General features: G+C 60.6%; 11 protein-coding genes. All 11 read left to right on the top strand.

Annotated elements, in window-relative coordinates; all coding sequences use genetic code 11:
• Nucleotides 1-13 precede the first annotated feature (13 nt).
• The 11 genes from KUW62_RS10530 to KUW62_RS10480 all read left to right on the top strand — a co-directional run bounded on the left by KUW62_RS10530 (nt 14) and on the right by KUW62_RS10480 (nt 13,930).
• The gene (locus tag KUW62_RS10530; protein ID WP_224815441.1) at nt 14-892 is read left to right on the top strand and encodes an SDR family oxidoreductase; all 879 of its coding nucleotides are present in this window, start codon (nt 14-16) and stop codon (nt 890-892) included.
• 6 nt (nt 893-898) lie between these two features.
• Entirely contained in the window at nt 899-1,909 is a 1,011-nt protein-coding gene (locus KUW62_RS10525) for a polysaccharide biosynthesis protein (RefSeq protein ID WP_224815440.1), read from the top strand.
• Nucleotides 1,902-3,032 carry a non-hydrolyzing UDP-N-acetylglucosamine 2-epimerase gene (gene wecB / locus KUW62_RS10520; RefSeq protein WP_224815439.1) on the top strand — a complete coding sequence of 377 codons (1,131 nt, stop codon included), beginning with the start codon at nt 1,902-1,904 and terminating at the stop codon, nt 3,030-3,032. Before KUW62_RS10525 ends, wecB begins: the two co-directional genes overlap by 8 nt.
• Nucleotides 3,029-4,576 (top strand): lipid II flippase MurJ, encoded by a 1,548-nt coding sequence (gene murJ / locus KUW62_RS10515; protein WP_224815438.1) that lies wholly within the window; start codon nt 3,029-3,031, stop codon nt 4,574-4,576. The genes wecB and murJ overlap by 4 nt, the downstream gene beginning before the upstream one ends.
• A gap of 5 nt (nt 4,577-4,581) precedes the next feature.
• The gene (locus KUW62_RS10510) at nt 4,582-5,811 is read left to right on the top strand and encodes a glycosyltransferase (protein WP_224815437.1); all 1,230 of its coding nucleotides are present in this window, start codon (nt 4,582-4,584) and stop codon (nt 5,809-5,811) included.
• A complete protein-coding gene (locus KUW62_RS10505; protein WP_224815436.1) occupies nt 5,808-7,136 on the top strand; it encodes a hypothetical protein in 1,329 nt (442 codons plus the stop codon). Before KUW62_RS10510 ends, KUW62_RS10505 begins: the two co-directional genes overlap by 4 nt.
• A complete protein-coding gene (locus KUW62_RS10500; RefSeq protein ID WP_224815435.1) occupies nt 7,133-8,260 on the top strand; it encodes a glycosyltransferase family 4 protein in 1,128 nt (375 codons plus the stop codon). The genes KUW62_RS10505 and KUW62_RS10500 overlap by 4 nt, the downstream gene beginning before the upstream one ends.
• Before the next feature lie 321 nt (nt 8,261-8,581).
• Nucleotides 8,582-11,341, top strand: coding sequence for a M10 family metallopeptidase (locus KUW62_RS10495; protein WP_224815434.1), 2,760 nt, complete (start codon nt 8,582-8,584; stop codon nt 11,339-11,341).
• A 156-nt stretch (nt 11,342-11,497) separates the two neighbouring features.
• Nucleotides 11,498-12,097: a sugar transferase gene (locus KUW62_RS10490; protein WP_224815433.1), complete on the top strand. Its 600-nt coding sequence runs from the start codon at nt 11,498-11,500 to the stop codon at nt 12,095-12,097.
• Nucleotides 12,094-12,690: an acetyltransferase gene (locus KUW62_RS10485; protein WP_224815432.1), complete on the top strand. Its 597-nt coding sequence runs from the start codon at nt 12,094-12,096 to the stop codon at nt 12,688-12,690. Before KUW62_RS10490 ends, KUW62_RS10485 begins: the two co-directional genes overlap by 4 nt.
• 1 nt (nt 12,691) lies before the next feature.
• Nucleotides 12,692-13,930, top strand: a complete 1,239-nt coding sequence (locus KUW62_RS10480) for a DegT/DnrJ/EryC1/StrS aminotransferase family protein (RefSeq protein ID WP_224815431.1) — start codon at nt 12,692-12,694, stop codon at nt 13,928-13,930.
• The last annotated feature ends 2 nt before the right edge of the window (nt 13,931-13,932 follow it).

Genomic DNA, 13,932 nt, shown 5'->3' with positions numbered 1-13,932 from the left:
GCAGGGGGCGGACATGGCGATGAACATATTGGTCCTTGGGGCCAATGGCATGTTGGGCAGCATGGTCGCGACGCATCTGGCGGGCCACGGTGAATACTCGGTTGAGCAAACGCTGCGTCCGGGCTCCACCCGCCACGCGGGTATGCCGGACGTGCCGACCCACCGGACAAACCTGCTCGATGGCGACGATCTGCTTGAGCTTCTGGTACGTCAACGTCCCGATTGCGTGATCAATTGCGCAGGCGTCATCAAGCAGCGGTCGGACGCATCCGAAGTGCTGCGGACTTTCCCGATGAACACGCTTTTCCCACACCGGCTGGCCCAGATGTGTGCGGCGATCGGGGCGCGGATGATCCATGTCAGCACCGATTGCGTATTTTCCGGCAAAGACGGAAACTATTCCGACGATGCGCCTTCCGATGTGGACGACGTCTATGGCGTATCGAAGCGGTTCGGTGAGGTGGGCGGGCTGCCCCATGTCCTGACTCTGCGCACGTCTATCATCGGGCATGAGGCGACGAACCACCATTCGCTGGTGGATTGGTTCCTGTCGCAAACCGGCCAGGTCAAGGGGTATCGCCGGGCGATCTATTCAGGGTTCCCGACAATTGAGATCGCGCGCATCCTGGCGGAATACATCTTGCCAAGGTCTGACTTGCACGGTGTCTACAACCTCTCGTCGGCGCCGATTTCCAAATACGACCTGTTGCTGTTGATCCGGGATGTCTATGGCACATCCATCGAGATTCTGCCCGATGATGCAGTCGCAATCGACCGGTCGCTCGATTCCAGCGTCTTGCGGGGCAAGATCGGGTACACGCCGCCCGATTGGCCAACGCTCATCACGCACATGCACGCGACCCGTCCCGATTTCCCAGAACAAGTGAGTTGAGCCAAGATGTATAAAGGCAAGACGCTTCTGATCACGGGCGGCACCGGGTCGTTCGGCAACGCCATTCTGCGTCGCTTTATCGACAGCGATCTCGATGAAATCCGCATCTTCAGCCGGGACGAGAAGAAGCAGGAGGAAATGCGCCTTGCGTGGTCGAACGAGAAGCTGAAATTCTACATCGGCGATGTGCGCGATCCCAGCAGCATCGAGAATGCCATGCGCGGCGTGAACTTCGTCTACCATGCGGCGGCGCTCAAACAGGTGCCATCGTGCGAATTCTATCCGATGGAAGCGTTGCGCACCAACGTTCACGGGACGGACAATGTTATCCACGCGTCAGTGCGATGCGGCGTGGAACGCGTGGTCCTTCTGAGCACCGACAAGGCGGTCTACCCGATCAACGCGATGGGGATTTCCAAGGCGATGGCCGAGAAGGTGCTGGTCGGCAAATCCCGCACGCTCAGCCAAAGCGACACGGTGTTGTGCGCCACGCGCTACGGCAATGTCATGGCCTCTCGCGGTTCGGTCATTCCGTTGTTCGTCAAGCAGATCAGGGCCGGTGCGCCGCTGACGATCACGGATCCCACCATGACCCGCTTCCTGATGTCGTTGGAAGAATCCGTGGATCTGGTGCTTTACGCGTTCGAACATGCGCGCCAAGGCGATATATTCGTGCAAAAGGCACCGGCCTCGACCGTCGGTGATCTCGCGGAGGCATTGAAACGTCTGTTCGAAAGCGAAAGCGAGACGCGCATCATCGGCACGCGCCACGGGGAGAAGCTCTACGAGACGTTGATTTCCCGTGAGGAGATGGCCCGCGCCGATGATCTGGGTGACTATTTCCGCATCCCGGCCGACAATCGTGATCTGAACTACGACAAGTATTTCGTCGACGGAGCCGAGAATGTGGCAAGCCACGAGGATTACACCTCCCACAATACCCGTCGGCTGGACGTGGCGGGAACGATGAACGTTCTCAGAGACCTCGAATACATTCAGGAGAAGCTGCGTGCTTAAAGTGATGACAATCGTCGGCACGCGACCCGAGCTCATCAAGATGTGCCGGGTGATCGCGGAATTCGACCGGCAATTCGACCACGTCCTGGTCCATTCGGGGCAGAATTACGATTATGAATTGAACCAGGTGTTTTTCGACGATCTGGGGGTCCGCAAGCCCGACCATTTCCTGAGTGTCGCGGGCGACACGCCCTCCAAGACCATCGCCAACGTGATTTCGGCCGCCGATGACGTGCTTGCCGCCGAGAAACCCGATGCTGTTCTGCTCTACGGTGATACGAATACTTGCATGGCTGTGATCGCGGCCAAGCGTCACCGAATCCCTGTCTTTCATATGGAGGCCGGCAACCGCTGTTTCGACCAGCGCGTGCCGGAGGAGTTGAACCGCAAGGTCCTCGACCATCTCAGCGACATCAACCTCGTTCTCACCGAACATGCCCGCCGATACTTGCTCGATGAAGGCATCCGGCCCGAGACGATCATGAAGACCGGCTCCCACATGGATGAGGTCCTGACGCACTATCGCGACAAGATAGAGGCGTCCGATATCCTGGACCGTCTGGACCTGAAGGAGGGGGAGTTCTTCATCGTGTCCGCCCACCGGGAGGAGAATATCGACGATCCCGTCAACCTGGAGAACCTCATCGAAAGCCTGCGCCAGCTCGGGGCGGAATACGGATATCCAATCGTCGTGTCGACCCATCCCCGCACCCGCAAACGGCTGGATGATCTGGTCGACGACATTGCCCATGTCCGGTTCCTGCCGCCCTTCGGGTTTTTCGATTACGTCCGGCTCCAGATGGCGTCGACATGCGTGATCTCCGACAGCGGCACGATTGCCGAGGAAGCGTCCCTCTTGAATTTGCCCGCCGTCACCATCCGCAACGCACACGAACGGCCAGAGGGCATGGATGAGGGCACCGTCGTTATGAGCGGCTTGCGGCCCGAACGTGTTCTGGGGTCGATCAAGCTCGTCGTGTCGCAACATGCGCGCGCGCCGCGTGCGATCCCGCCGGTTGGGGATTACGAAGGGGGCCCCGTGTCGTTGCAGGTCGCCCGGATCGTGCAAAGCTATGTCGATTACGTGAAGCGAACGGTGTGGCACGAAACGCCGGCACCGTGACCGGATCCGCCGATGGAGATGCGCCGCGCGGGCGCCTTGCGCTGGTCCGGCAGGTCGGGACCGTCGCAATCGTCGCGGCGCTTGCCAAGCTTGCCGCCTTCGCAAAGGATGTGCTGCTGTCGCTCCAATTCGGCGCGGGGCAACAAACGGACGCCTATTTCATCGCAAACGCGATCCCGGGTTTCGTGTTCGGCGGTGTTTTGGCGACGATCGGACTTGTGTTCCTGCCGATCTATCGCAAGGCCCTGGCGGAGGGGGAGGGCAGCGCCGCGCTCAGTTATCGGACGGCGGTCGTCAGCTATGTCGGGCTCAGTTTCGCGCTTGCCTGTGTCACGTTTTTCGCCGCCGACCGTATCGTCGATCTGATCGCAGAAGACAGGCCGGAGACGACGCGCCAGCTTGCGGTGACCATGACGCGGATCATGGCGTTCGGGTTCGTATTCACGGGCTGGGTCGGTCTTCAGAATTCTCTTTTGCAAACCCACAAGAGCCTGGTCTGGCCGCAGCTTGTCCCGCTCCTGAACCACCTTTTCGTCATTTTGGGGCTGGCCGTGGCGGCCCTTGTGGGTGGCTCGATCATCATCATGGTGGTGGCGGCTGTTCTTGGATGGGTGATCATGGCTCCGCTCTCTGCCATCAAGGCGCGCCCGCTCTGGCCGCGTGCACCGTCTGCGTCGTTCGATCCCCGCATCGCGATGTCGATCGCGGCGCTTTCCTTGCCCGTGTTCCTGAGCACGTCCTTCGATCAGGCCAGTATTCTGATCGGCACGGCATTGGCGTCGGCGTTCTCGGACGGTGCCGTATCGCACCTCAACTATGCCATGCGCTTGGCAATCCTGTTGTCGTCGGTCTTTTCCCTGATCGTGGCCTACGTGTTGTTTCCGTATCTGACCGAAAGCGTGGTTGCGCGTCGGGATGTGCAGGCACGGCGCTATGTGCTCCAGGCACTCGTCGTGGCCCTTGGCCTGTCTGCACCGCTGTTCGTGCTGTGCCTGCTGCGGGGTGAGGATTTCGTCAGCTTCGTGTTCCGCCGCGGTGCGTTCGATGCAGCGGATGCGGCGGCGGCGGGTGGCGTCATCACCTATCTTTCGCCCATCGTTTTGCTTTTCGGGATCCGCGAAGTGCTCAACCGGCTTTTCCTGGCGCAGCAACGGACCCGCGCGCTGCTTCTATTCGGTCTGATCGGCATGGCGGTGAATGTGGGCGCAAGCGTCTTGCTCAGCCGTTCCATGGGGATCGAGGGGATTGCCCTTGGCGCAAGCCTTGGTGTCGGAGCCTACGTGTCGGCACAGACGATTGCGCTGCTGATGGGCGGGCGAAATTATCTCGACCGTTTCGTCCTGATCTGGTCCGGGATCATAGCCACGGCCATCGCCGTCGCCGGCGGCCTGCTGGAGCTGCTGGATCCGGTCCTCACCCCGCGCTCGGCCCGATTGGATTTCCTTCTCGATGCCGGTATCGTCACACTCGGGATTGCGGCAAGTCTGGGCCTTGCTTGGGTGGCGTCCGCGGGGTTGAGGCGGTCGATTGGCAAGGACGGCTGACGGTTTTGCGTGATGTTGTGATCTATGTCGGCGCTTTCGAGCTGCCCGAGCGGAATGCCGCCGCGCAGCGGGTCCGTGCCAATGCGACGTTGCTGGCTTCCCTGGGGTACAAGGTCGTGTTGGCCGGGCGTGACCCGGATGCGCCATTCGGGCAAGGTGCGTATCGGCCGGCTGATTTCGACGGAATTGACCACGATTGCTGGCAGATCGGCGCGGCGTTCAGCCGGTCGGAATGGATGCGATATATCACGCGCGTCGATGGGCTGGCCGCGCTGATCGAAGACCAGTATCCGGGGCGTGTGCATTCGATCATCTGCTACAACTTCCCCGCGATGGCTCAGATGCGCGTGCGCAAACTGGCGCGAAAGATCGGTGCCCGTGCCATGGCGGATGTGACCGAATGGTACCAGCCACAAAGGCTGCGCTCCGTCACATCGGTGATCAAGAACCTCGATACGGCGTTCCGGATGCGTGTCGTCAATCCGCGCATGGACGCCCTGATCACGACAAGCGCCTTCCTGACGCGGTACTATTCCAAGTGGTTCGACACCTTGGTCGAACTGCCCACGTTGATCGAACATGATCCTTCCGACATCTCGGGCCTCTCCGCCACTCCGGACGGCGCGCCGAAGCGTCTGTTCTATGGCGGCTCAATCGGGGATCGCCGCACGATCGCCGCTGAAACGGGGGGCATGAAGGACCGGATCGACTGGGTTCTCGACATACTCGCGGCGGTAAGGCGTGCTGGCCACGATTTCCGCTTCGACCTGTACGGCGTGACGCGGGATGACTATCTTGCGGTGAAGCCGGAGCATGCCGATATGCTGGAGGACCTCGCAAGCTGCGTGACCTTCCACGGGCGACGGCCCCGCGCGGAACTGTTGGAGGCCCTGAAGACATCCGATTATTCGATTTTCCTCCGCAAACCGATGATCGCGACGCGCGCGGGCTTCCCGACGAAATTTGCCGAATCCATCAGCGTAGGCACCCCGGTCCTGACCAATCCGCTGGAGAATATCGCACCCTTCATGACATTGGGCCCCTATTGCGAGAGCATCGAGTATGACGATTTTGAAACGGCGGTCGCCCGCGTGATCGAAGCCCTGACCGCACCGCAGGATGAAGTTTTGCGCCGCAAACACGCCTGTCGCCAATCCGCCTTGTTTCACCCACTGTCGTTCCGGGACGAGGCGTCTGCACTTTTTCCGAAGCGTGATCGGAGTGAGGGCCCGTGACCAAAGCAATCGCAAACGGGCCGATGTATGCCGCGGTCGGATATCTGATCCTCGGCGTAACCATCGCAACCGTCGGACCGCTGGAATATTCGGGTTTCCTTCCAACGCGCGTGTTCGGCTTCATTCTGTGCGTCGCCGTGTTCTTCGCGGTGGGATACTATCTGGGGGTCCGTGCGCCGGTGCAGAGGCGTCAGGGCGCAACCGCGGCCGGAAACGCCAGATTGCTTCGCCGGATCTTCAATATCTGCATCGTTCTGACGTCCGTGGTCATGACGTTCGAACTCCTGAGGACAATTGCAACAGGGGGGCTGACGCTCAGCTTCGCGGATGCGGCCCTGTCCTACTTCTCGGCCTATGATGGCTATACTCGCAATACCGGACGCTATTCCCTCAACTTCATTATCACGTCCCTCGTGGCCCCGGCGCTTTTCGTGTCGCAAATCCTAGGAATATTCTATTTTCGGAAGATCGGCCTGCCGGCAAAGATCGCGGTCATTTACCTGCTGATCGTACAAATTCTCGTCTTCACGCTTGGTGCGGGAAAGCAGAAGCAATTTGCCGACATCATCATCTACATCGTGACCATCATTGTCGCAAACCAGGCCTCGACCGGCCGTCTGCGCATGTCGGTCCTGCTGAAGGCGGCGGCGTTGATCTTTGCGGGGATTTACGTGCTGCTGGTTCTTCTTGCGAACCGATATGGCGCGATCGGTGTGGATTTGGCGACGCTTAACGTGAACCTGCATCCCCTCATCACGTATAGATATGACAGCGCTCTTGAGCAGTATCTGGGCCCGGAATTATCCTTCCCGCTTGTGATGTTCAGCAGCTACCTCGCGCAAGGATATTACGGCCTGTCGCTCGCCTTTGAGCAGGATTTCACATGGACTGCCTTTGCGGGGTCGTCCTACTCCGTCTCGGTCATCCTGAACCAGTTCTTCGGTGCGCCGTTCATGGTGGAGGAGAGCTATCCCTATATCGTCGGGGCGTCGACCGGGTGGGCCGAAACGAAGTGGCATACCGTTTTTGCCTGGCTCGCGTCGGATCTGACCTTCCCCGGCGTGCTTGTCTTCATGGGGTTCGTTGGGTTCCTCTATGGCAAGACGTGGCGCGAGATCCTGCTCTATCGCAATCCGCTTTCCTTGGCGGTGTTCGCGATGCTCAATATTGGCTTGGCCTACGCGCCGGCCAACAACCAATTGATGCATTCCCCGGGTCCGTTATTCACGCTCTTCGTGGTGCTGTTTCTCTATTTCCGCTTCCGCGCGCGCTTCAATGCCGCCCCGGCGGAGCTTCGGACCCGAGGGGTTCGTATCAGGCTATGAAGCGGGCGTTCATCCTCGCCTCGTTCAGCCCGTCCCTGGTGAATTTTCGCGGCGCTCTTATCGAAGCATTTCTGGACAAGGGATACGAGGTCCATGCCTGCGCACCGGGCCTGAGCGGTGACCCGGCGACCTCGCGCTGGCTGGAGGAGCGGGGCGTCGTCTGCCATGATGCAGCGTTCACACGGACCGGGATGAACCCGCTTCGGGACGCGGGCGCGGTGATGCAACTCGTTCGGCTGATGCGGCGGGTCAAACCAAGCCTCTTCCTCGGCTACACGATCAAACCGATCATCTGGGGCCTTATCGCGGCGCGGCTGGCGGGCGTTTCCAAACGCAATGCGATGGTGACGGGTCTGGGCTACACGTTCACTGGCAACGCGACCGGGCGGCGGGCCGTGATCAAGGCGATCGTGCGTCGATTGTACCGGCGCGCCCTGCGCGAGGCTCAGGTGATCCTATTCCAGAATACCGACGACCGGGATGAGATGACCCGGCTCGGCCTGATCCCCGACGGCGCGAAGGTTGAAATCGTGAATGGCTCTGGCGTCGACCTGCAGGCCTTTGCCCATACACCGTTGCCGGACGGACCGACGATCCGCTTTCTGATGATCGCACGTCTTCTGGGAGACAAGGGTGTGCGCGAATACGTGGCTGCCGCGCGCCAGATGAGTGCCAGCGCGCCGCAAACGGAATTTCACCTTGTCGGCGATTTCGATCCTAACCCGGATGGCATCTCGCAGGCGGAAATGAATGCCTGGGTCGAGGACGGCCATGTTGCCTGGACCGGCCCGATGTCCGATGTCCGCCCCGCTTTGCAGGCCTGCACGGTATACGTTTTGCCAAGCTACCGGGAGGGGACGCCTCGCACAGTGCTGGAGGCGATGGCGACCGGGCGCGCTGTGATTACTACCGATGCGCCCGGATGCCGGGAAACGGTGGTGGACGGCGTGAACGGATTTCTCGTGCCGGTCCGCGATGCGGACGCCCTGGCGCACGCGATGCGGCGCTTTCTGGATGAGCCTGCGATTGCCGGTTCCATGGGGTCGGCGGGGCGGCGCGTGGCGGAAGAGAAATATGACGTTCACAAGGTTAACCAAGCCATCCTGCGGGCAATTGACGCGTAAGCGCCTTCCCCCCCCGAAAATACGGGGTCATCGGTCAAAGCGTGCTGAAAAGCCGGCAGGACGGCCTAAGACCCAAGTTCGGTAATGCAGTTGAATTTCAGGTGTTTATCCGTCGAAGAAACCAGACTGTTGCCACAAAGTCGTCATGGTTTGACGCTATCAGCGCGTCGTCTGCTTTCGGCCGAGACAGGACTGGTCATACGTTCTGAGCGCGTTTACAACTGTTAATGTCGGCGCCAGTTCCACACCCCCAACACCCTGTGCATTTCCGGAATTGGCCTTATTTGGAGGAAGATCGTCATGTGTTCAATTTGCCAGGCCATGCACCCGTTCACTGAGCTTAGCGGGCATGATGAATGGCTTTTGCCAGAACAGCGCGATGACGATGATGACGGTGCGGCGTCGACGGGAACCGGTGCGAACACGGGTGGCGGCGGCAACTCCGCCTCGGCCACCATCACCGAGATCGCTGACGCGGCAGATGATGCGTCGACAGCATATTCGTTGGGCGACAACGACGTCTTCTCTGGAACGGTCGGAAGCACAGGCGATGTGGACTGGATCGCGATCACGTTGGAGGCCGGGGCGCACCTGACGCTTGTGCAGGACAACGTTTCCCTCGGCGCGACCAACACGCTTCTGACGCTCTACGATGCCGGCGGAACGCAGATCTATACCAACCCGTTCAACGGCGAGTCCGAAACCTATTACGACATTGACGAATCCACGATCGTTTATCAGAACACAAGCTCGTCCACGCAAATCGTCTATGTCGCCGCGACAAGCTTCAGCGGTGCAACCGGAAGCTACACGGTCACGGCACAAATCCAGAATTTCGGCGTCGGCACCAACGAGGAGATCGCTGAATTCCTGTCGACCTCATGGTTCGGGACGCAGGTCGCCTTCGACGTAGCCCCGGGAGGTACGATCACTTACGATATTTCCGATCTCGACCCGGACGAGCAGTACCTCGCCATCACCGCGATGGAGGCCTGGACGATGGTGACGGGCATCAACTTCGCCGCCCATACCGGCGGTGGGACGCCGGGTATCACCTTCGTCAACGACAATAACGGCGATGCCACGACACTTAATGCATTCGCTGGCCCCAACAATATCGTGAACAACGTCATCGGATCGTCCACGGTCACGATTTCGTCGTCCTGGGTCGACACCTACGGCAATACACTGTCGGATTATGGATTCCAGACCTACATGCACGAGATCGGTCACGCGATGGGGTTGATCCACGCGGGTCCCTACAATGGCACCGCGACCTATTCTCCGACCGGTGGTGCGGACAACCTCTTCATCAACGACAGCACGCAATTGTCGCTGATGTCCTATTTCTTTCCCTACGAGCTTACCGGTGGCAGCTTCGTGGACTACTCGGTCCTGACGCCGATGATGGCCGACATCCTTGCGATGCAAGCGCTTTACGGGACTGCAGGTTTCCTTCGCGATACGGACACCGTCTATGGCGTGAACTCGACCGCCGGCGGCTACTACGACCTGTTCACGTCCCAAACGGCAGACGCCGCCGTCACCATCATCGACGATGGCGGGATTGACACGATCGACCTGAGCACGGCGACGGAAGGAAGCACGATAAGCCTTGTGGCGGGTACATTCTCCTCGATAGGGACGGGCACCAACAACCTGGCGATCTTCCAGACATCGACCATCGAGAACTTCAGCGGCGGCTCTGGCAACGATACCGTGACCGGCAACGCAGTCACGAACGTCATTCTTGGCGGGGCCGGTAACGACACGATCTTCGGTGCGGCCGGCAATGATGTGATTTCGGGTGATGAAGGCGATGATTCACTGGACGGTGGTACAGGCAACGATTTGATCGTCGCCGATGAGGGCGACAACACCCTGACCGGCGGTGGCGATGCCGACATCTTCGTGTTCGACGGGGCCGAAAACAATTCCGGCAATCGCATCACGGATTTCGGCGCGGATGATTTCATTTTCCTCGATCGCCAAACCAACGCGCTCTCCTTCTCGACATCCGGCGGCGATGCCGTCGTGAACGGGATCACCATGACCGGTGGCGCGACGGGCAATGTACGGACGATTTCGATGGCCGCGGATATCAATCCCGACACGGTACCGCCCGCAGCCGTTCAGGCGCTATTGGGAGGCGACCTGACGCAATTGGCCGCCTACGGCGCCTATACCGTGACCACGTTCGATGCGAACGGGGACGAAGGGTTCTGGACGGATGCCTATTTCTACACGTCAACCGCGCTTCTGACGTCGCGGACCATCATCTACGATGACCAGACGTCGCTCACTATCGACTACGATGAGACGAATACGAATGGTTGGACCCAGATCGCGTTTTCGTTTGAGGCCGGCGGGGCGTTGACGAACCGGGTCACGACGCTCGACACAGGTGCGCTCTTCTCCACGTTCTATGATACGACCAATGTCGAATCCTGGGCCACCTCCACCACAGGCAAGTCCGTGTCGAACGCGACGGATTATCAGGACATCCTTTACGACGACAACACGCGCATTTTCACCGATTACGATCAGGACAACGCGATCATCTGGACGACCGCGCTCACCTTCTACAATGCAGGCGGCCAGCAGACGTCGCGCCGCGTGAATTATGACGACGGGCGGTTCGAGGTGACGTATCAGGATTACGACGGCTCCAAGGTCTGGACGACGAAGATCGACGTCTACACCAATGGCGTGGATCGTGATTTCCTTAACGAATACAATGATGATGGCACGCGGAAGACCACCGACTTCGATCAGGCCGGGACTGAGACCTGGAGCTTGAAGGAGATCTTCTACAACACGTCGGGTGTCGCGACGTCCTTCATCGAATACAACGACGATGGCACCAACCGCAGCAAGGTCTTCGATGCGGGCAACAGCCAGGTCTGGGACGAGATCCTGATCGTCTACGATGCCTCCGGTGCGCAGGATTATCGCCGCGACGATTACGACGATGGCAGCTACCTCGTGCGGGACTTCGACAACAACAACACCGAAACCTGGGACACCTGGTTCCGGGAATTCGACAGCAATGATGTGCTGATCAACGAGTACTTTATCTGATGACATCGGGGACTGGCGGCGGGCACGTAAAAGCCTGCCGCTTGACACCGGTACCCCTGTCGCCGCACTGACGGTCTGATCCGGGGCGGGGCTCTTGGTCGTGCGAGGTTGGCGCGCTAGGTCCCGCACTGCAAACGATGTGGGTTCGGCACTGCGATGGTCCTCAAGCGTATCCTCGATATTGTCCTGGCTGCCCTTGCCTTGGTGGTGCTTGCGCCCGTCCTCGCTCTGGTCGCGGTGCAGGTGCGCCGCAAGCTCGGCGCGCCGGTCCTGTTTCGCCAGACGCGCCCCGGCCTCCACGCGCGGCCCTTCGGGATGGTCAAGTTCCGCACCATGCGGGAGGCGTTTGACGAAGATGGCGCACCGCTTGGCGACGAACACCGCATGACGCCGTTTGGAACATTCCTGCGCAACACGTCCCTCGATGAACTGCCAGAATTCTGGAACGTTCTGAAAGGGGATATGAGCCTTGTCGGACCGCGCCCGCTATTGATGGAATATGTTCCGCTCTATTCGCCGCGTCAGGCCAAGCGCCACGCAGTGCGGCCCGGCATCACGGGGTGGGCGCAGGTCAACGGGCGCAATGCGCTCAGCTGGGAAGAGAAATTTGAACTCGATGTCTGGTACGTCGAAAACCGTACCATGGCGCTGGATTTCAGGATCATGTGGATGACGGTTTTAAAGATCCTGCGCCGGGACGGGATCGCGTCGGATGGCAATGTCACCATGCCGCGCTTCACCGGGTCCGGCGAATGACGCGGCTGGTCCTGATCGGGGCAGGGGGGCACGGCAAAGTGGTGGCCGACACGGCGCGTCGCTGCGGATACGATGATCTTTGTTTCGTCGACGATAGCTGGCCTGAGCGGGACGCCCATGGCGGGCTTCCGATCATCGGAAAGGTCGAAAAGAGCGCGGGGCCGTGTTTCTGCGCCATCGGCGCGAATGCCACGCGCCGAGCGATGTTCGAGGCGCTCGACCTCTGGTCCGCACCCGCCCTGCTGGACCCGAATGCCATTATCTCACCCTCTGCCGAAATCGGGGCAGGTGTGCTCGTGGTTGCAGGCGCGATTTTGAACGCCGACGCGCGCCTGGGCCATGGTGTGATCGTGAACACTGCCGCATCGGTCGACCATGATTGCGTGGTCGGGGATTTCGCCCACATCTCCCCCGGCGTACGGCTGGCGGGCGGCGTCAACGTGGGCGCGGGCGCGTGGATCGGGATCGGCGCGGTCGTGCGGGATGGCGTGCGCATCGGCGCGGGCGCGATTGTCGGGGCAGGGGCAGCGGTTGTATCTGACGTACCCGATGGCGCCACGGTTGGCGGTGTGCCGGCAAGGGATTTGAAGTGACATGTTGAACGGACCATTCTCGCCTTGGCCGTCCTTCACGCAGGAAGAAGCGGACGCGATATCCCGCGTGCTTCTGTCGAACCGCGTGAATTACTGGACCGGCACCGAGACGCGGGAATTCGAGGCGGAATTTGCCGCGTGGTGCGGGACCGACCATGCAATCGGCCTGGCCAACGGAACTCTCGCGCTGGATCTGGCCCTGCACGGTTTGAGCGTGGGGGAGCGGAACGGCGGCAGCGCGCAGGATGAAGTCATCGTCACCCCGCGCACCTTCGTCGCCTCCGCCTCCTGCGTGGTCAATGCGGGCGCGCGGCCTGTCTTCGTCGATGTGGATCGCGACAGTGGCAACATCACCGCCGATACGATTGCCCCGGCAATCACGGCACACACCCGCGCGATCATCGCCGTGCATCTGGCCGGTTGGCCCTGCGACATGGACGGGATCATGGAGCTTGCCGCGCGCCACGACCTCAAGGTCATCGAAGATTGCGCCCAGGCCCATGGCGCGCGCTACAAGGGGCGGCCCGTCGGCGGCTTGGGCCATGTGGGGGCGTGGTCCTTCTGCCAGGACAAGATCATGACGACGGGCGGCGAAGGCGGCATGGTGACGGTCAACGACCGCGACATCTGGGCGCGCATGTGGGCCTTCAAGGATCACGGGAAGTCATGGGATGCGGTCTATGAACGGCAGCATCCGCCGGGATTCCGCTGGCTCCACGAAAGCATCGGCACCAATTTCCGGATGACGGAATTGCAAGGTGTGATCGGGCGTATCCAGCTTGGCCGGATGGCCGATTGGACGGCGATGCGGAGCAGGAACGCCGCTGCCATCGACGCGGCATTGCGGGATTTCGCCGGGCCGGGCGGGGCGATCCGATTACCCGAATTCCGCTGCGCCGGGTGCAATGGATGCGATCCGACAACGGGCTGTGTCCACGCGCAATACAAATTCTATGCCTATGTGACCCCGGAGAATCTGGCGCAGGGCTGGTCCCGCGACCGGATCGTGGCAGAGATCGTGGAGCGTGGCGTACCGTGCTTCCAGGGCAGTTGTTCTGAGGTCTACAGGGAGAAGGCGTTCGACGCTGCGGGCTTGCGGCCCCAGACAGCGCTACCGGTCGCGGCGGAGCTTGGGGAGACGAGCCTGATGTTCCTCGTCCATCCCACATTGACGGAGGCGGAGATCACCAAAACTGCCCGCGTGATTGCCGAGGTTCTGACCGTGGCAAGCGCCGTCTGACA

Source organism: Hasllibacter sp. MH4015, from assembly GCF_020177575.1.
In the GTDB taxonomy this organism is placed as follows: domain Bacteria; phylum Pseudomonadota; class Alphaproteobacteria; order Rhodobacterales; family Rhodobacteraceae; genus Gymnodinialimonas.
Note: the sequence above shows the minus strand (reverse complement) of the source record. Positions and strands in the feature narration are given on the sequence as shown.

Bases quoted from the DNA above. Each gene is read 5' to 3' on its own strand.
- KUW62_RS10530 (WP_224815441.1), top strand. From the start codon at position 14: ATGGCGATGAACATATTGGTCCTTGGGGCCAATGGCATGTTGGGCAGC.
- KUW62_RS10525 (WP_224815440.1), top strand. From the start codon at position 899: ATGTATAAAGGCAAGACGCTTCTGATCACGGGCGGCACCGGGTCGTTC.
- KUW62_RS10500 (WP_224815435.1), top strand. From the start codon at position 7,133: ATGAAGCGGGCGTTCATCCTCGCCTCGTTCAGCCCGTCCCTGGTGAAT.
- KUW62_RS10495 (WP_224815434.1), top strand. From the start codon at position 8,582: ATGCACCCGTTCACTGAGCTTAGCGGGCATGATGAATGGCTTTTGCCA.
- KUW62_RS10490 (WP_224815433.1), top strand. From the start codon at position 11,498: ATGGTCCTCAAGCGTATCCTCGATATTGTCCTGGCTGCCCTTGCCTTG.
- KUW62_RS10485 (WP_224815432.1), top strand. From the start codon at position 12,094: ATGACGCGGCTGGTCCTGATCGGGGCAGGGGGGCACGGCAAAGTGGTG.
- KUW62_RS10480 (WP_224815431.1), top strand. From the start codon at position 12,692: ATGTTGAACGGACCATTCTCGCCTTGGCCGTCCTTCACGCAGGAAGAA.